The organism is Agromyces sp. NPDC056523, from assembly GCF_042794545.1.
In the GTDB taxonomy this organism is placed as follows: Bacteria; Actinomycetota; Actinomycetes; order Actinomycetales; family Microbacteriaceae; genus Agromyces.
In genome coordinates this window covers 346,522-365,004 of sequence record NZ_JBHTTM010000001.1, presented here as the reverse complement: position 1 = coordinate 365,004, position 18,483 = coordinate 346,522, and the positions used below count along the sequence as shown (strand labels likewise).

The following is an 18,483-nucleotide window of genomic DNA, read 5'->3' as shown; positions in this document are numbered from 1 at the left end:
CATGAGCCAGGAGAGCCTCCGGTTCCTGGGCGCGGCCGACACGGTCACCGGGTCGCGATACCTGCTCGAGGCGAACGGCACGCGCGTCCTGGTCGACTGCGGCCTCTTCCAGGGCTACAAGGTGCTCCGCGAGCGCAACCGCCGCGCGTTCCCGGTCGCGCCCGAGACGATCGACGCCGTCGTGCTGTCGCACGCGCACCTCGACCACTCCGGCTACCTGCCGGCGCTCGTCCGCGACGGCTTCCAGGGCCGCATCTGGGCCACGCCGGGCACCGTCGAGCTGTGCCGGATCATGCTGTCCGACAGCGCGTACCTCATCGAGGAGGAGGCGCGGCACGCGGCATCCCGCCACTGGTCGAAGCACGCCGACCCGCAGCCGGTCTACACCTCCGAGGACGTGCGCGCGACACTGCCCCGGTTCAGCGAGCTCGACTTCGACGAGCGTCGCGAGGTCGCGCCCGGCGTCGAGGCACGGCTGGTGCGCGCCGGGCACATCCTCGGCGCGGCGCAGGTGCGGCTGAAGACGGATGTCGCGCAGCTGCACTTCACGGGCGACCTGGGTCGCGCATCCGACCCGCTCATGCGCGCGCCCGCGCCGCTCGAACCGTGCGACCTCCTCGTGACGGAGTCGACGTACGGCGACCGGTTGCACTCCGCCGAGGATCCGGCCGACCGGCTCGGCGACGTCATCCGCCGCGTCACGCACAAGGGTGGCGTCGTGCTCATCCCGGCGTTCGCCGTGGGGCGCACCGAGACCGTGCTCCTGCACCTCTCGCGCCTGCGCGACCGGGGACTCCTCCCGGCCGTGCCCATCTACCTCAACAGCCCGATGGCGGTCGACGTCGCGGCGATCTACGAGCGGTACCCCGCGGAGCACCGGCTCGAGCGCGACGAGCTGGCGCGGATGTACCGGCTCGCCACCCGCGTGACCACCGTCGACGACTCGAAGCTGCTCAACCTGCGCGGCGGGCCGATGGTGATCATCTCGGCCAGCGGCATGCTGACGGGCGGGCGCATCCTGCACCACCTCAGGGAGTACGGACCCGACCCGCGCAACGCGATCGCGCTCACGGGCTTCCAGGCGGGCGGCACCCGGGGTGCCCGGCTCATGGCAGGCGAGCGCGTGCTCCGGATCTTCGGCGAGGACGTGCCGATCCGCGCCGAGGTCGTCCCGATCGACGGCATGTCGGCGCACCCCGACGCCGACGAGTTGATGGAGTGGCTGCGTACGGGATCGTCGGCACCGGCGGCGACGTACGTCACGCACGGCGAGCCGAACGCCGCCGACGCGCTGCGCCTGCGCATCACGCGCCAGCTCGGCTGGGACGTGCGCGTGCCCGACCATTCCGAGCGCGTGCCGCTCGGCGGCCGCGAGGACCCGGTGCTCGCCGTCCCGACCACCGCCCGAACCGGAACGAGGAGGACCCCATGAACGGAGCCGACGACCGCCCGCCTACGCGCGAGCTCACCGAGGAGGAGTGCTGGCGCCTCATCGCAGACGCGCCCTTCGGCCGCATCGCGGTGTCCGCGGCCGGCGAGGTCGACATCTTCCCCGTGAACCACCGCGTCGACGAGGGACCCGACGGCAAGGCCATCGTGTTCCGCACGTCGCCGGGCACGAAGCTGCTCGAGCTCACGATCCACGCGAACGTCGCGTTCGAGGTCGACGGGTACTCCGATGAGGAGGCGTACAGCGTGGTGCTCAAGGGCCGCGCGCGCGAACTGCAGCGCGAAAGCGAGATCCAGCGCGTCGAGGGCCTCGGCGTGACGCCGTGGGCGCCCGAGGCCAAGGACCGGTGGGTGCGCATCGAGACGACCGCGGTCGGCGGCCGCACGTTCAAGCGGGCGCCGAGCGCGCCCTAGGGTCCCGATACGCCGCTGCGCGGCTACTCGGCCATCGAGGCGTCCGGCTCCAGCAGCTTGTCGAGCGACGGGTGCAGGTGCGGCGTCGCCAGCACGGCCGCGGCCTGCTGCGCGCCGAGCTCGAGCGCCGCGTCGATCCCGGCACCGTCGAGGGTCGCGTGCAGCACCGCCGCCATGAACGCGTCGCCGGCGCCGTTGGTGTCGAGCACCTCGACCGGGACCGCGCCCACGCGATGCTCCGACATCCCGCCGCCCTCGAGCGCGACGACCGCCACGGCACCCTCGGCGCCGAGCGTGCAGACCACGAGCCGCGCACCCTCGTCGATACGGTGGCGCATGAACGGCAGGGGATCGCCGCCGATGCGGTCGGCGTTCATGAAGATCGCCTCGGCCGCGTCGAGGAAGGGCCGGTGGAACTCGGCGGTGCCGTCGTAGTCGTGCACGTCGGTCCAGATCGGCCGCCCGCTCGCGCGCGCGTCGGGGATCATCCGCCGGGAGCGCTCCGAGAGGTCGAGCACGATCGCCGCAGCGGTCTCCATCTCGGCCACGAGCCGCGCGTCGTCGCGGGTCGGTCGATCGTCGGGCGTCGACAGGTACAGCGACACGCGCTCGCCGATGGGCGTCATGAGGTTGAGGTGGCGCTCGGTGCGGCCGCCGTCGATCGCGTGCAGGCCGAGTCCCGGTACGCGGCCGAGGACGTCGCGCAGCCGATCGCCGTCGGCGTCGGGCCCGGTGAGCGTGAACAGCTCGACCTCGCGACCGAGCGCGGCGAGCCCGAGGGCCTTGCCCGCCGACGTGCCGCCGACCGTCTCGTGGTCGCCGAGCGCGAACTGCATGTGCGGCACGGGCTCGGGCAGGTGCTCGAGCAGCACGATCCGATTCCACGACGCGGGACCCGAGATGACCACCTTGCCGACCACGCCGCCTCCATCCGCCGCGCACGTCGCGGCGATTCCATCCTGCCGTGGATGTCGCGGCCGCGCCGATTCGCAGCCGACCCCGAGTCAGCGGTCGATGAACTGCTCGAGCTCGGCCTCGCTCACGGCGATGCCGGCATCGGCGAGTCGCTGCCGCAGGAGTGCGGCCTCGTCGTGCGCGTGCCCGAGGCGGACGTCGGCGCGCACCTGGTCGAGGATCCCCCGGATCTGCTCGGCGCGAGTGGCCTCGGTGGCGCCCTCCTCGATCGGGGCGTCCTGCGTTCCGGATGTGTCGGCCATGGTTCCTCCCTCCAGCGGCGCCGCGGTGGGCGTCACGGCCGATGATGCCGCAGCGCGCGACATCCTGCGAGGCGTTGACAGGGGCGGATGCCGCGTGCCCCCCAGTGCTGCGGCATCCGCCCCCCGCCCCCGACGTCAAGTCACGATCTGATCGAGCGTGCCCAGCGGCACGAACAGCGGTTCACCCGACTCGATCGCCTCGGTGCCGACCTCGGTGCGCGCGAGCGGGTCGAACGGCACGTAGCGGGTGAGGTCCATGCCCGTCGCTTCGGCGAGGTCGGCGATCGCGATCTGGAAGGTGCGATACGGGCCGAGCACGAATCCCTCGAGCCCCTCGACCCGGGAGCGCTTCTGCAGCAGGTCGCGGATCAGCTCGCCCTGGCTGAGCAGGTAGGCCGTCGCGTGCAGCCGCTGGCCGGCGCCATCCGTCGTCGCCGGCATGACCACGAGCTTCCAGAACTCCTGCGGCACCGGCAGTCCCGCGGCGAGCATCGGATCGTCGTCGCGGAAGATGGGGCCGGTGAACACGCACGCCTTGAAGCCCTCGGTGCGCGCACTGTCGAGGATGTAGTTCTCGAGGCCCTGCCAGAGCTGCTTGCCCTGGTTCATGCGCGAGTGCTGGAGCGCGGAGTTCGTGTAGTGGAACGTGTCGTCGTTGGCCAGACGCGCCCGCGGCGTGACATCCGTCGGGCCGCTCGCCTCGGAATCCCAGTTCGGGTCCTCGCGTCGGACCATGTGGCCGCGGTCGATCTCGGGATCGCCGTAGTCCTCCCGGCCCAACTGCGACTCGAGCGGGATGCGCTCGTCGCGGAACCACTTGTCGCCTTCGCGCTTGATGCGCACGGTGTGCTCGCCGTCGATATTGACTGCGGTGATGAGCGGCTGCCTGCGGGCGAGGTGGTACTTCACGCCGAAGTGCGTGTATCGGAGCTCGAACGGCCTTCCCGCGGCCTCATCCGTCGGGTGAGCCAGGCCCTGCTCGAGCGCGGCGGCCGCACCGGGCCACGGCGCGGCGAGGCCGTCGCCGAGGAAGTCCGGGTCGTACCCTTCACGTCCGTCGAAGAAGTCGGCGCGGTGCGCGCCGTCGGAGGCGGCCTCGATGCCGGCGCCGGCCCGATTCTCGCGCGACGCCTCGAATCCGGCCGACAGGGCCGGGCGCTCGCCGTCGATGAGGCGACGCAAGGTGTCGACGCCGACGGCGCTGTTGGCGATGCCGTACTGGCCCGCGTAGTGCAGGCCGACCACGCGGCCGTCGTCCAGGCCGATCAGTGGCGAGCCCGAGTTGCCGCCGAGGCTCGTGCTGTCGTGGGTCAGCGCCCTGCCGTCGCCGAGTGCCTGCATCACCCGGCCGGGCGCGAAGCGCTTGACCTCGTACAGGTCCCGGAAGTACTTCGCCTGGTCGGATGCGTCGTTCCGGGAGTCGTACGCCGGGTAGCCGATGATCGCGACGAGCTGCCCCGACTCGGCCCCGGCGTCCGCGAGCGGCAGCGCCGACGGCAGGCCGTCGCCCTCGATGCGCAGGAGTGCGACATCCGGTGCCGCGTCGTCGGCGAGGTAGGTGATCGCCGTCACCCGCACGGGTGCAGCGTCGCCGGGGTTCGACTCCACCTCTTCCTTGAAGTCGAGCTCGGCGCCGTACGGCAGGCCGGTGAACGGCGCGCGGAGGAAGACGCCACCGCCGTCGAACCCGCGCTGGGCGACGACCTTCGCGACGTGCCGGTTCGTGGCGACGATGCGGGCGGAGTCGCCCTCCTCGTGGATCACCCAGCCGGTGCCGCCCCACGCCATCGCGTGGTTGACGAACTCGACCCGACCGACGGAGCGCACGCTCCCCTCGACGCCCTTGATCAGGGCGTCCGTTCCGGTCGGGAAGTCCGGCAGGGGCTCCAGCTCGACGGTGTCGTTGCGCACGATGAGCGGCGGACGTCCGACACGCCGGACGATCGCCTCCAGGGCGTCGACCCGCAGCACGCTCTCGAGCTCGTCGCCGCGCTGGATGCGTTCGGCCGCCGAGTCGGAGATCGCTCCTGCGGGCAGGTCTGTGCCGCCCTTCCCGGCGAGACGCATGATCTCCTCGCGCAGCCCGGGTGACTTCTCGAGCCAGCGGTGGAGTCCGCCGAGCCGGGCTTCCTCGTCTCGTGGATCGGTCATGATGGTCCGCCTTTCTGCGGAGGTGGTTCGGATGGACGATGGAGTGGCGGGGGATCGGCGGGACGAACCGCTCGTGGGCGGGGGAGCCGAACGCGCTCGTCGTCGTGCACGGCGCGTGCCGCCGAGCAGGACCGCGACGGCCGGGACGAAGGCGCTCGGGATGTTGCGACGGAGGAGCAGCTCAGCTGCTCCCTGCTCGCCGTGCAACGGGATCTGCTTCTGCGCGACTCCGAGCGTGGCGGGCGAGCGCTCGCGCAGCAGGTCCATGACCTCGCGTCCGCCGGGCCGATCCGGAGCCCAGGCGGCGAGCTGGTTGAGGGCGGACTCGTCGGGATCGGATGCGCCGAGCAGGGCGTCGAGCCGCTCGGCGACCGAGACGTCGAGCCGTCGCCGTTCCCACCCGGGCGGGCTTCCGCGCGTGCCGTATGCCCATGACCCGGCGATGGTGCGGCGCCAGCGTTCGGCCGCGAGAGCGACGAGCCGGAGGTCGCGGTCCTGGCGCAGGTACGCCGCTGCACCGGCGACCTCGGCGAGCAGGCCCAGGTCGGCGAGCACCTGGAGCGCCAGAGCCGGCGAGCGCGCCGGGCCGCCCCGCCATGGCCAGGATCCCGCCGGACCCAGGTTCCCGAGCATGTCCAGCCGCTGTTGGGCAGCGGAGGCGTAGCCGTGCAGGAATCCATGGGCGGGCAGCCGGCTCATCGTGGCCACGAGGTCCGCGAACGGGCTGAGCGCAGCGGAGCCGCGGGCGAAGACCACGGCCGTGTCGCTGCGGGCGAGGTCGGCGTGGTCCGTGCGGCCGAGGAGGCGATCCGTTCCCGCTCGGGAGACGGACGCACTGCCCTGCCGCAGGACGCGATCCTCGTCGACGGACGAGCCGGTCGTGGCCCGCCACTGGAGGGCCGCGGCGGCGCCGAGGTCCAGTCCGAGTCGATGAGGAGGTACGGCGACCCCGGCACGGAGGAGCGCGAAGCGCAGGGCGGCGCCGACGAGGCTCGTCAGCGTGGTCTCGGCGGCGACGCCGGCCAGCCGCCGGGCCAGCTCCGGGTCCTCGCGCAGTCGCCTCACCACGCCGTCGAAGTCGAACTCAGCGCCGATCTCGAGGCGGCAGATCGTGGCGAGGCGCTCCGCGTCCAGCCGGCGCACGAGCGAAGCGGGCTCGTGGGACCAGCCTCCCTGCGCGCCGGTCAGCCGCCGAGCCTCGGCCCATCGCCCTGAGCGCCACAGGAACGTCAGGGCCGCGTCGGCGTCGGACCCGTGCAGGTCGAACACCGTCCCTGCGATCGACCGATCGTAGAGATCGTTGCCCTCGAGCCAGTCGGACCGTTCGTTCATCGACCGCAGCTCGCGTGCCGCTTCCGATTCGAGGGCGGTGCCCGCGTCGACGGGCGCCCCCCGGAACCGGCCAGATCGGGCACCGAGCCGGCGGAGGACGAGATCCTGCGCGACCTGCGGCAGTTCCGCGACCGCGCCGGCTTCGAGGCGCTCCAGCACCTGCGGGTCGACGAGCGGGTCCGACGGCCGTCGGCGCATGAGCTGCAGCTGGTGGTACGCCGCCTCGACCGAGGCCCAGGGCTCCGTTCGAGCCCCGAACCACCGCGCGGCGGATGCATCGATCCGCGCCGACTTCGCCGGGGCCGACTCGTACAGGCGTGCGAGCAGTTCTGCCCGGATGTCCGGACGATGACGCAGGAATCCACGGGCGATCGGGTCGGGCTCGACCAGCCAGTGCTCGTTCGCGAGTGCCTCGAAGAGCTCATCCGCACGCGCTGCGGACATCCCGCGCAGTCCGACCTGCGGTGCCACCACCGAACGCACGACCTCGGCGTCGACGAGGCGTACGACGAGCCCGGGGTTCGCGAGCCGACGCAGGTCCGGATCACCGATCCGGGAGAGCAGGAAACGGTACAGGTACGCTGCGGTCATCTCGCCGCGCCCGCCGGCGCGCAGGAGGGCATCCGGCCCGTGGTCGCGCGCCACCTTCGCGGCGAGCCGCAGTGTCACCGGGTTGCCCTGCGCGATCTCGCGCACGGCTTCCCACGACGTCGGATCCACCTCGAGTGCTCGCAGCACACGGTCGGCGCCGGCGTCGTCGAGCCCCGGCAGGACGATCCGCTCGCCCACATGGGCATGGGTCCCCTGCAATGCGTCGCCCGGTCCTGCGCCCACGACCGCGATGTCGGTTCGCAGGAGGTCCGAGAGCTGCGTGATCCACGCGAACAGTCGCTCGGGATGCGTCGAGCCGCGATCGCGGAGCACCTCGAGGGTGTCGAGCACCAGCAGGATCCGATGCGGGGGCTCGGTCAGCGCCGTGCGGAGCGCCAACCCGAGGCCTTCCGGAACGCCCTCCGGACTGTCGCCCTTGAGGGTCGGCGTCCCGGGTTCCATGCCCGCTGCGCGATGCCGTGCGGTGGTGAGGTCGGCGGCCACGGCCGTGGGCACCTGCGCCGCGACCTGCCGGGCGACTTCGATGGTGAGGCCGACCGTGTCCTGCACGTCGAGTCCCGCGCGGTCGAAGTCGAGCCTGACGACGATCCATTCGTCGGATGGGTCGATCAGTCGCGCGGCCAGCTCCTCGAGCACCGCGGACTTGCCGACGCCATGGAGACCCTCGACGTACAGCGTGTTCGTCCGGGCATCGTCCAGGGCGTTGCCGAGCCAGCGGATGATCCGTTCGACCTCCCCCTCGTGCGCCACGAGTCCGCGGCGTCGCGGCGCGTGTGCCGACGAGACGAGCTCGAGGCGCGTGAGCGCCGCCTTCACCTCGGGCAGCCGCGCGTACTGGGGAGCGACTCGCCCCGCGCGCCCGAGCCCTGCGGAGATCCGCTCGAGCGTCGCGCGGTCCGGATCGACGTCGATCGCCGCCTGGATGGCGTCTCCGCTGAACGCCCCCTGCCCGGTGATCGCATCCAGCAGGTCCGTCGTGGACGCATCGTCCGCGTCGAGCCGCCGATCCGCGACCGACTCCAGGAGGATGCCGGCGCCCGCGAGTTCCTCGAGGAGCCGGTGTCGCGTCGCACCCAGCATGAGCCACCCGTCCGGGCCCCGCGCCGTCGACCGATCGCAGTCCTGCGACAGTGCGGCGGCGATGTCGGCCAGCTCACCCGGGCGGACATCACCCCCCGCGGCGACGTTCCGCAGCGCCAGGACGGGATCGAAGGGTCCGGACAGTGCGGCGTAGCGGCGAGCACGCTCGACGCCCGCATCGACGACGTCCTGACGGATCCCGTCGGCGACGGCGGCGGCCTCGGTGAATGCGGTCGTCGCGGGCGACCGTCGACGGGGTGCGTTCATGTCCCGCCTCCCTGCCGGCTGAGGTTTCGGAGGTAGTTCTGGATGATCCCGACGGCCTCGGGAAGGTCGCGCTCGGGGTAGATGCCGTTGAAGGGCGTGCCGTTCGCGAGGGCGACGCTCACGACGACCTCGATCGCCTTCGGATCGGCCGCGCTGCCGAGCTCCATGGACGCGCGAGTCAGGCAGTCGAGCACGTCCGCTCGCGTGAAGCCGCCCACGTACTCGACCACCAGTCCGACCGGTCCCGCAGGATCCGCCGCCTCCGGGCTGGAGAACTCGAGCCCGCCCAGCTGCACGGTCTCGAGCCCGGCGATCATCAGCCGGATCCGCGTCGTCCTCAGGCAGGCCGCGACGAAGGCCTCGAGTTGGAGCCGCGGCATCTCGGTGAGCGGGATGGACGGTTGGTCGATGGAGAACCAGACCGTGCGCCCTGCCGCGGCCGCGGCCTCGTCCACCGCCTTCGCGAGCCGCTCGGCTCGCGAGTGGGCTGCGGACTCCGCGGCGGCAGGACCCACCTCGCCGGGCGGAGACACGGGTGCGACGAACGGCAGGTCCTGCGCGCCGATCCGCACCGCGAGGTCCGCGAGGAGATCGGGCAACTCCTCGTCGAGTGGCACGGGGATCATGAGATGGGAATCGCCCCGGCGCATCAGCAGCTCGGCGAGGATGCTGTGGGAGTAGCCGAGCCCTCGTTCGTCCTCGGCCTCGGGCCGGCGGCGCTTGACCCGGATGCCCCGCACGCGGGTGTCGGGCTTCCCGGCCTCCGCGACCGCGCGGACGAAGAGGTCCCGCCCGATCACGAGCTGATCGCTCCGACCGTCGAGACGCCAGATCTCAGAGGGGGCGATGTCGTCGGCGACGAGGCTCGCCACGTCGTCCAGGAACAGTCGCAGCGGCACGAGCCGACCGCCGACGACCTTCTTGCCGTTGCGGACGACGTGCGCGCGACCTTGGTGCAGTCCGAGGAGCTCGAAGTGCTCATCGAAACAGGCGCCCCCGGACGAGCCCGGCTCGGTGGGGACGCTGTGGTACAACCGCGCGGTGAGGTTGCGGAACTTCCCGGCCGTTCCCCGCCCCAGTCCCTTGTTCTCGCCGTTCGGGAAGTCGCTGAGCAGCACCATCGACCCGGTGGCGACGTCTCCGGCACCGGTCGGGAGGGGCACGCTTCCGAGGTGCCTGGCTGCCGGGGATCGCAGTGAGAGCAGCGCGACGTCGTGCAGGTCCTCGACCTCGGCGTCCGTCCGCGGTGCGCGTTCCTTCCACTCGAGGTCGCCGCACTCGGACTTGAAGGTCGGTGGCATGACGGCCTCGTGCGCGGTGCCGTCGGAGAGGACGACGCGGACCTCCGGCTCGGCCTGTTCCGGGAGGCGCGCGCCCCGGCTCCCCACCACGTGCCAGGCCGTGAGCACGAGGCCGGGACCGAGCAGGCAGCCGCTCCCCACGATCCGGCCGTCCACCTTCACGCGGCACCGGAAGGCGCGAGCACGCGCGGTGAACTGCTCGAGCCCGTCGAAGCTCACCCGATCGCCGGCGATCTCGTCGTCCTCGACCACGAGCTCGGCGGCTCCGTCCGACTGCTGGTCGGGAGGTGCGATACCGCGTGCGAGGAGGGCGTGCTCGAACCGATCCCGGAGCCCGCGCTCGGCCAGCCGGTCGATCGCGTACTGGGAGGGATCCACGCCGCTCGCGGCTGCCGCCGCTTCGAGCGAGCGGAGGTCCAGCGCCGGCTTCCCGTCCTGCTGGATGAGTTGCAGTGCGTGCTCCGCGGCCGATGGATCGTCGCGGAAGACGTCAGCGAGTTGCGTGTCGGTCCACATCGTCGGCCCCCCGGTCCGCCGTTCGTGGTGGGCTCGGCCCGGCCGCGCCCGTCATGTCCTTCGATACCGCAGCGGCGGCGACCGACGCAATAGAGATGAGAGAAATTCAGGGATGGCACCTCGCCGTTTCAGTGCCCTCCCGGACCGGCAGCGCCCGAGCGCAATCAGCCGAGCTACGCCGCGACCGTGATCCGCACGCGGTGCCATCCGGTCGCGCCATCCGGTGGGGGCGGTGCCGACTCGCGCACCTGGACCCGGCCGTCGCGGTCGACGGCGCGAACGGTGAGGTCGTACGTGCCGGGCGCGGCATCCCATTCGAGCATCCACTGCACCCACGTGTCGCGATTCACCGGGGTCGAGAGCTCGGCACGTCGCCACGGCCCGTCGTCGACGCGCACCTCGACGCGATCGATGCCCGTGTGCTGCGCCCAGGCCATGCCCGCGATCGCCGTGCGGCCCGCTTGCACGGTGCGGCCGGCGCGGGGCGAGTCGATGCGAGAGGACAGCTTGATCGGCCCCGTCGCGCTCCACCCGCGGGGCGTCCAGTACGCCTCGTCGGCGGCGAACGTCGTGACCTTCAGCTCCGCCAGCCACTTCGTCGCGGAGACGTAGCCGTAGAGGCCGGGGACGACCATCCGTACGGGGAAGCCGTGCTCGAGCGGGAGCGGCTCTCCGTTCATGCCGACCGCGAGGATCGCATCGCGGTCGGGGTCGGTGAGCGCGTCGAGTGGCGTCGACGCGGTGAACCCGTCGACGCTGCGCGAGAGCACCATGTCGGCGCCCGGCTCGGGCTCGGCCACTGCGAGGATGTCGCGCACGGGCACGCCCAGCCAGACCGCGTTGCCGATCAGGCCGCCGCCGACCTCGTTCGAGACGCAGGCGATCGTGACGGCGTACTCGTCGAAGCCCATGGCGAGGAGGTCGTCGAAGGACAGCTCGACGCGCCGGCCGACCAAGCCGTCGACGACGAGCTGCCACGTCGCGGGATCCACCGCCGGCACGGTGAGGGCGGTGTCGATGCGGTAGAACTCGGCGTTCGGCGTGAACAGCGGCGTGATGCCGGGCACGCCGAGCTGGGCGCCGGCCGGGATCGCCACCGTTCGTCGAGCGGCCGGCAGGCGCAGCGCGCTGCGGAGCGCATCGATCGAGGCGCTCGCCGCGTTCGACACTCGCGCGCCGATCCCGACGACCAGGGCGGATGCCGCGGCGACCGCCGCAACCACGAAGAACCCCCGACGGTCGACCGTGCCCGTGCCCGTGCGCGTGCCATCCGCCGCGCCCGTCGTCGTCGCGTCGCGCCCGCGCCGGAGCCGGCCGACCAGCAGTTCGAGCACGAGGACGCCCACGATCGTGCCGGCCACCGGCGGCACCCACGAGAACGCCGCGGCGCCGGCTCGCGTGACGATCGCCGCGAGAGAGAGCACGCCGGCCACGCCGAGCAGCACGGCGCCCCAGGGCGGGCGCCGCAGCTCGAGCACGCCCGCGATCGCGCTCGCGATGACGACCGCGACGCCCAGGCTGCCGAGCAGCACTGCCTTGTCGGCGGTGCCGAACGCCGCGATCGCGAAGTCCTTCACCGCCGGCGGCACCACGTCGATCACGAACGCGCCGACCGCGACGATCGGGCTGGCGTCCCGCGCGGCGAACACGGCCGCGAGTTCGGCGGCCGCGAGGAACGCCGCGGCGGCGATCACGCCCGAGACTGCCGCCCACGCCGAGGTCGCCCGATCACGGGACTGCGGCGACGGAGGTCGCGTCGCAGCCGACGGCTGTGTCGCGCCCGACGGCTGTGTCGCGCCCGTCGTCGCCGGCTCCGCCATGGCCGCTCCCGCCCCTCCGGTCCGCGGGCGGTCGCCCGCCGTCGTGGTGCGTCGCGGCGGCCGCTCGAGTGGACCTCCGACTCGATCCTCGCACCGTCGTGTCGGCGGCGCATGCTGTGCTGGACGCATGGGCTTCGACGCGCGGTTCCTGGGTCTGCACGCGGCGATGCCGACCGTGCCCGAGTCCGATGCCGCGGCATCCGTCGGACTCGACTACCTGCACTTCACGGTGGTGCTCGACACGCGACGGCGGCTCGCGCGCATCACCGGCGTCAACGTCGACGGCGCGGCCCTCGTCGACGTCGAGCGCGGCGATGACTGGCGGTTCGACGCGCGCGTGCCCGAGCACTGGCAGACGGGCCCCGACGTGTACGCGCGCAACGACCTCGACCGGGGCCACCTCGTCCGGCGACGCGACCCCGTGTGGGGCCCGCCCGAGGTCGCCAGGCGTGCGAACGCCGACACGTTCCGCTATCCGAACGCCGCTCCGCAGCAGGCCGAGTTCAACCAGTCGCTCGAGCTCTGGAACGGACTCGAGGACCACGTGCTCGAGTACGCGCGCGTGCACGCGCAGCGGCTCAGCGTGTTCACCGCGCCGGTCCTCGCGGTCGGCGACCCGCCCTACCGGGGCATCCGCGTGCCGCTGCGCTTCGTCAAGGTCGTCGCGTGGCGGTCGGGAGACGAGCTCGCGACGGCGGGGTTCGTGCTCGACCAGTCACCCGTGCTCGACCTCTCCGAGGCGGCTCGCGCCGAGCAGGCCGAACGCGAGCGGCGACGGCTCGCCGACGGCGCCGTGGCCGTGCCGGATCTCGGGCCGTTCCGCACGTTCCAGGTGCCCGTCGCGTCGGTCGCCGCACTCACCGGGCTCGTCATGCCCGTGCTGGTCGAGGCCGACCGGATGGCGCGAGCCGGCGCGATCCCGCCGGGCGAGGCGCCCGTGGGCACCGGCGTCGATGCCGACGCGTGGCGCGAGGTCAGCCGGCCTGAGGAGCTGATGCTCGGGCCGTGACGACGAAGTCCTCGAGCAGCTGGAGGCCCTCCGGCCACTCGCCGAAGCCGCTCTCGACGTTCACGTGACCACGCGGACCGAGCTCGACGAACTGCGTACCCCACGTCCTGGCGATGTTCGCAGCGCGATCGAGCGTGCAGTACGGGTCGTCCGACGAGGCGAGCACGAGCGCCGGGATCGGCAGCGGCGCGTTCGCGACGGTGAACGTCGGAGCCTGCGTCGGGAACTCCGGGCAGACGGGGTCGGGCGGCGCCACGAGGAACGCGCCCGCGGCGCGCGACGCCGCGTCATCCGTCCGCACCGCCCACTGCGCCACGGCGAGGCAACCCAGGCTGTGCGCGACGAGCACGGGCGCCGGATGGGCGCGCCCCACGGCGCGATCGATCGCGTCGACCCAGTCGTCGAGGTCGGGCTCGTCCCACGAGCGGGGCTCGATGCGGTGCGCGTCGAGCATGACGCCCTGCCAGCGCGACTGCCAGTGCGCCGGGGCAGAACCGCCGATGCCGGGGACCATGACGGAATGATGCACGCGGGCTCCTCGGGGCGACGAAAGAGGGGGCGCGCTGGGCGCCCTCGTCCGGGTACGTTCCAGCATGGCACCGATGGGGGCCGATCCAGAAGCGGATGACGCACTCCGTCATCGGATTTCAGGGGTTCCGTCCGCGATCGCGTCGATGACAGGGTGGAGGCATGGCCGCTGCCGAGACCGCCGCGCCCCTGGAGACCGTCCGGACCGATGTGCTCGTGGTCGGCGCGGGACCCAGCGGGCTCATGGCCGCGAACGTGCTCGCGAAGCTCGGCGTCGACGCCGTGATCGTCGACGGCAAGGACGGGCCGACCCGTGAGTCGCGCGCCCTCGTCGTGCAGGCCCGCTCCATGGAGCTGTACGACCAGATCGGCCTCGTCGACCGCGTGCTCGCCGAGCGCGGCGCGGCGATCGGGGCGGTGCTGTGCTTCCGGCACCGCGTGCTCGGCGAGTTCCCGCTGGCGCGATTCGGGCGCACGGTCACGCCGTTCCCCGACGTCACGATGCTCGAGCAGAGTCGCAACGAGCGCATCCTCGTCGACGGGCTCGCCGAGCGGGGGCGCGAGGTGCGGTGGCGTCACCGGCTCGTGACGCTCGATCCGCACGCGGCATCCGTCACCGCCCGGCTCGATGGGCCCGATGGGCCCGTGACCGTCGAGGCGCGCTGGGTGATCGGGGCGGATGGCGCCCACTCGGCGGTGCGCGAGCTCCGCGGCATCCCCTTCGAAGGCGTCGCGAACCCGCACACGTACTTCGTGGCGGACGCGATCGGCGCGAGCGGCCTGGTCGACGGGCGGGTCAACATCCGGATGGCGCCCGACGACCTCCTGCTGTCCTTCCCGATGGGCGAACCGGGGCACGCGCGGATCCTCGGGGTCGTGCGCGATACCGACCTCGCGGCCGGGGGCGAACTCCCGGAGGGGCTGGTGCGGTCGCGCATCGCGCGCGGCTTCACGGTCGGGTACCGGTCGTCCGCCTGGTTCGCGACGTACCGCGTGCACCACCGGGTCGCGGCGCGGTTCCGCGACGGGCGGTGCTTCCTCGTCGGCGATGCCGCGCACATCCACTCGCCGGTCGGCGGGCAGGGCATGAACACGGGCCTGCAGGACGCGCACGACCTCGCATGTGCGCTCGCCGACGTGCTCGTCGGCGGGATGCCCGATCGCCGCCTCGACCGGTACGAGGCCGAACGCCGCCCGGTCGCCCGGAAGCTCGTCGCGACGGCGGACCGGTTGTTCGGGCTGGTCACCGCCGACACCGTGCTCACCCGGTTCATCCGCGGGCGCGCCATCCCGGCCATTGGTCCGCTCGGGATCCGGGTGCTGCCGAGGATCATCGGCGGGCGCCGCCTGTTCGGCTTCCTGTCGCAGACGCGCATCAGGTACCGGATGTCGCTGACGAGGCCCCCACGTTCGCAGGCGCGCGACGACATCGTGGGCAAGCGCCTGCCGTACGCCGGCGGAGACGCGTCCAACTTCGACGCGCTCCGCTCGATGCGGTGGCAGGTGCACGGCTACGGCGCGCCCGCCGATCTCGTCGCCTCGGTCGCGGATCGGCTCGGGATCGAGCACCACGTGTTCGCGCCCGACGCGAACGGGCGCCTCCGCTCGGACCGGCTCTACCTCGTGCGGCCCGACGGGTTCGTCGCCGCCGAAGCGAGCGTCACGGCGGGGCGGGCCGCTCGCGCGGGGCGCCCGGGCGCAGTGCCCGCGTCGTTCCGCGAGCAGCTCGCCGGCTGAAGATCTTCGGACCGTCAGTTCGTCGGTACTTCGGTACGTCGGTACCTCGGTACGTCGGCACCTCGGCACCTCGGTACTTCGGTACTTCGGTCCCGGTTCGCAGAAGCGGAAACAGTGTCGGCGCGCCGCCGGCGGCAGCGTCCAATCGCGGGTCGCGTCAGCCGGCAGCGGCCGGGTCCGCGGGCTCAGCGGGTTCCGCTGAGGCGGCGACCGGGACGACCGCGACGCGGGCCGACCAGCTCGTCGCGTCGCGCGACATGGTCCACGCCTCGATGCGCTTGAGGCCGTGGCATCCGAGCACCACCTTCGCGACGCCGTCGGCCAGGTCGCGCGACGACGGCGGGTTGATGCGCGCCAGTTCGTCGAGGCTGAACGCGTCGACCGCGATGGGCTCGATGCCGCCGGCCGCGTACAGCACCAGGTCCCACGACTCCACGTCGTCGGTCACGACGACCCGGCGCAACTCGACGCGTCCCGCGTGCTGCACCTCGTCGTCGGTCAGGCTTCCGAATGGCTTCGTCATGCGCGCACCCCTGATCACAGCCGACCACACGCGCGCCCGCACCGCACGCAGGTGCGGGGCGAGTCGCGCAGCGCGTGTCGTGGTCGTAGCGTGGGAACAGGCGCGACGACGAGGTCGCGACGCGACGTCGAGGAGGACGCCATGGCCGTCATCGGGTGGATCGGGCTCGGGCATATGGGGGCGCCCATGGCCGCGCACCTCGTCGAGGCCGGGCACGACGTGGCGGGCTTCGACGTCGATCCGCGCATGGCCGAGCACGCGGCATCCGCCGGCGTTCGACTGGTGGCGGATGCCGCGACCGCCGCACGCGACGCCGACGCCGTGTTCACCTCGCTCCCGCGTTCGGAGCACTCGCGCCAGGTGCTCATCGGCGACGCCGAGCACACGGGCCTGTTCGACGTGGTCCGGCCGGGCACGCTCGTGCTCGACACCTCGACCGTCGACGTCGAGACGGCCCGCGATTGCCACGAGGAGGCGGCGGCGCGCGGCGTCCGCTTCGTCGACTCGCCCGTGTCGGGCGGCATCGCCGGGGCGCACGCCGGCTCGCTCACCTTCATGCTCGGCGGCGACGAGGAGGCGACGTCGGAGGCGGCCGCGCTCGTGCAGCCGATGGCCGGCCACGTGTTCGTCGTCGGCGGGCCGACCGCGGGCATCGCGGCGAAGCTGGCGAACAACCTGATGCTGTTCATCACGCTGCAGGCCGCGTCGGAGGGCGCCCGGCTCGCCGAGGCGCTCGGCCTCGACCCGGTCGTGTTCCACGACCTCGCGACCGTGTCGTCGGGCGACTCGTGGCCGCTGCGCACCTGGTACCCCGTACCGGGCGTGGTCGAGACGAGCCCCGCGAACCGGAACTTCGACGCGACGTTCACCACCCGGCTCGCCGAGAAGGACCTGTCCTACGCGCTCGCCGCGGGCGACGCCGCGGGACTCGACCTCGCCGCCGGAAGGCTCGCCATGGAGCGCTTCGCCCGGCTCATCGACGAGGGCTACGGCGACCGGGACTGCAGCCTCGTCGTGAAGTACGTCGGGCGCGATGGGAAGACGCCGGGATTCGACCCCGCCGCCTGAGCGGTCGCGGGTGCCGGTGGCGCCGGTGCGCGGCATCCGTTCACCCGGCCTCGGTACCCTCGAAGGGGCGACGCGAGCAGAGGCGAGGAGGTGGGCATGGTCCGGCTGAGGCTTCCGTGGCGGCGCCGCCGCGAGCGGCTGAAGATGGCGCCGTTCGACCGGTCCGCGCTGCCCGAGCGCAAGGAGGCGACCTTCGACGAGATGCTCGAGGAGGGCCTGCTCATGGCCGAGTCGGCCGGCCGGATGGCGCTGAAGAACCGCCTCATCGTGGGCGCGCTGCGGGGCGACGAGCCGTACTCCGACGAGCGCGCGGCCGGGATGGCGCGTGCGGTGCTGTACGAGCTCGTGCAGGAGGCCGACGAGGGCGCCGAGCACCTCGCCGCCGAGCGCGAGACCGCCGCGCAGCGCGACGGCCGGTCGCAGCACCAGCACGACTACCACCGCGGCGACCTGCTGAACCTGCGCCGGCGCGAGAAGGTGCACGCCGAGGTCGCGAAGCAGCTCTGGACCAAGCGGTCCGACGACGCGTACATCGCCGAGCTGGTCGACCGTGCACGCGACGACGCGTGGCACGAGCTCGGCGCCGCGATCGAGCAGGAGCTCGACCGGCGTTGGCCTCGCTTCGATGAGGAGCCCGACTACGCCGACCACCGCGCCGAGCGCATGGAGGTCGTGGCCGACGATCTCCTGCGCGACCTCGCCCGCCTCGAGGCGCAGCGCGCGGTCGAATCCATCCCCGAGTACTGAGGCGCAACCCCGTGTCGTGTCGGGTGCGCGAGGCTACCGTGGTCGCATGACCGCCGCAGCCGACGAACCCGACCGCGTCGCACCCGAGTCCGAGGGGTCCGTGCGCGCCGCCCCGTGGGACGCCGGACGATGGACGCGCGACCCCGTCGCCGTTCGCGCGGACGGTGACGGCATCGTGGTCGAGGCGGCGGCGGGCAGCGACTTCTGGCGGACAACCCACTACGGGTTCGTGCACGACGACGGTCATGCGCTGCTCGCGCCCTGGCCGACGGATGCCGCGGTCGAGGTGTCGTTCGACACGTCGACGCTCGATGGGCTCTACGACCAGGCGGGCCTCATGCTGCAGGCCGGCGACGAGGTCTGGGTCAAGGCAGGCATCGAGATGAACGACGGCGTGCCCCATGTCGGCGCGGTCGTGACGAATCGGGTCTCGGACTGGTCGCTGGCGCCGGTGCCCGACTGGGCGGGTCGCATCGTCACCATCCGGGCGAGCCGGTCGGGCGTCGAGGGCGACGCGGTCACGCTGCGCGCCCGTGCCGATGAGGGGGAGTGGCGCACCATCCGGGTCGCGCCGTTCGACGCGGATGCCGCGACCGCCGGCCCGCTCGTCTGCGCGCCGATGCGCGAAGGCCTGAACGTGCGGTTCACCCGCTGGGCGTTCGTGGCGCCCGACGTGGACCTGCACGAGGACCCGCCCGCCGGCTGATCCGCG

Annotated in this window: 14 protein-coding genes; 7 read left to right on the top strand and 7 right to left on the bottom strand. The window is 72.8% G+C overall.

What is annotated here, in order from left to right; translation table 11 throughout:
• Position 1: 1 nt before the first annotated feature.
• Positions 2 to 1,432 (top strand): MBL fold metallo-hydrolase RNA specificity domain-containing protein, encoded by a 1,431-nt coding sequence (locus ACFQ58_RS01690; protein ID WP_376948906.1) that lies wholly within the window; start codon positions 2 to 4, stop codon positions 1,430 to 1,432.
• Positions 1,429 to 1,863, top strand: coding sequence for a pyridoxamine 5'-phosphate oxidase family protein (locus ACFQ58_RS01685; protein ID WP_376948904.1), 435 nt, complete (start codon positions 1,429 to 1,431; stop codon positions 1,861 to 1,863). The genes ACFQ58_RS01690 and ACFQ58_RS01685 overlap by 4 nt, the downstream gene beginning before the upstream one ends.
• A gap of 23 nt (positions 1,864 to 1,886) precedes the next feature.
• Here the strand turns inward: ACFQ58_RS01685 and ACFQ58_RS01680 are convergent, their stop codons facing one another.
• The 5 genes from ACFQ58_RS01680 to ACFQ58_RS01660 form a co-directional block, all read right to left on the bottom strand.
• Positions 1,887 to 2,783, bottom strand: a complete 897-nt coding sequence (locus tag ACFQ58_RS01680) for a carbohydrate kinase family protein (RefSeq protein ID WP_376948902.1) — start codon at positions 2,781 to 2,783, stop codon at positions 1,887 to 1,889.
• Between the two features lie 84 nt (positions 2,784 to 2,867).
• Entirely contained in the window at positions 2,868 to 3,080 is a 213-nt protein-coding gene (locus tag ACFQ58_RS01675) for a hypothetical protein (protein ID WP_376948900.1), read from the bottom strand.
• Between the two features lie 135 nt (positions 3,081 to 3,215).
• A complete protein-coding gene (locus ACFQ58_RS01670; protein WP_376948898.1) occupies positions 3,216 to 8,522 on the bottom strand; it encodes a DNA/RNA non-specific endonuclease in 5,307 nt (1,768 codons plus the stop codon).
• On the bottom strand, positions 8,519 to 10,339 hold the full coding sequence (locus ACFQ58_RS01665; RefSeq protein ID WP_376948896.1) for a trypsin-like serine peptidase: 1,821 nt from the start codon (positions 10,337 to 10,339) through the stop codon (positions 8,519 to 8,521). Before ACFQ58_RS01665 ends, ACFQ58_RS01670 begins: the two co-directional genes overlap by 4 nt.
• Positions 10,340 to 10,512: 173 nt before the next feature.
• On the bottom strand, positions 10,513 to 12,159 hold the full coding sequence (locus ACFQ58_RS01660) for a molybdopterin-dependent oxidoreductase (RefSeq protein WP_376948894.1): 1,647 nt from the start codon (positions 12,157 to 12,159) through the stop codon (positions 10,513 to 10,515).
• Between the two features lie 127 nt (positions 12,160 to 12,286).
• Between ACFQ58_RS01660 and ACFQ58_RS01655 the strand changes: the two genes are divergently transcribed.
• The gene (locus ACFQ58_RS01655; RefSeq protein ID WP_376948892.1) at positions 12,287 to 13,168 is read left to right on the top strand and encodes a DNA/RNA non-specific endonuclease; all 882 of its coding nucleotides are present in this window, start codon (positions 12,287 to 12,289) and stop codon (positions 13,166 to 13,168) included.
• Here ACFQ58_RS01655 and ACFQ58_RS01650 read toward each other — a convergent pair.
• Positions 13,134 to 13,682, bottom strand: coding sequence for an RBBP9/YdeN family alpha/beta hydrolase (locus tag ACFQ58_RS01650; protein WP_376948890.1), 549 nt, complete (start codon positions 13,680 to 13,682; stop codon positions 13,134 to 13,136). The genes ACFQ58_RS01655 and ACFQ58_RS01650 overlap by 35 nt on opposite strands.
• Positions 13,683 to 13,858: 176 nt before the next feature.
• Here ACFQ58_RS01650 and ACFQ58_RS01645 point away from each other — a divergent pair, with 176 nt between their 5' ends.
• On the top strand, positions 13,859 to 15,433 hold the full coding sequence (locus tag ACFQ58_RS01645; protein WP_376948888.1) for an FAD-dependent monooxygenase: 1,575 nt from the start codon (positions 13,859 to 13,861) through the stop codon (positions 15,431 to 15,433).
• Positions 15,434 to 15,590: 157 nt separating this feature from the next.
• On the opposite strand, the gene ACFQ58_RS01640 is transcribed toward ACFQ58_RS01645, so the two are convergent.
• Positions 15,591 to 15,956 carry a hypothetical protein gene (locus ACFQ58_RS01640; protein ID WP_376948886.1) on the bottom strand — a complete coding sequence of 122 codons (366 nt, stop codon included), beginning with the start codon at positions 15,954 to 15,956 and terminating at the stop codon, positions 15,591 to 15,593.
• A gap of 141 nt (positions 15,957 to 16,097) precedes the next feature.
• Here ACFQ58_RS01640 and ACFQ58_RS01635 point away from each other — a divergent pair, with 141 nt between their 5' ends.
• From ACFQ58_RS01635 to ACFQ58_RS01625, 3 genes are all read left to right on the top strand, one after another.
• On the top strand, positions 16,098 to 17,024 hold the full coding sequence (locus tag ACFQ58_RS01635; protein WP_376948884.1) for an NAD(P)-dependent oxidoreductase: 927 nt from the start codon (positions 16,098 to 16,100) through the stop codon (positions 17,022 to 17,024).
• Between the two features lie 96 nt (positions 17,025 to 17,120).
• Positions 17,121 to 17,771 (top strand): hypothetical protein, encoded by a 651-nt coding sequence (locus tag ACFQ58_RS01630; protein WP_376948882.1) that lies wholly within the window; start codon positions 17,121 to 17,123, stop codon positions 17,769 to 17,771.
• A gap of 46 nt (positions 17,772 to 17,817) precedes the next feature.
• Positions 17,818 to 18,477, top strand: coding sequence for a DUF1349 domain-containing protein (locus ACFQ58_RS01625; protein WP_376948880.1), 660 nt, complete (start codon positions 17,818 to 17,820; stop codon positions 18,475 to 18,477).
• The last annotated feature ends 6 nt before the right edge of the window (positions 18,478 to 18,483 follow it).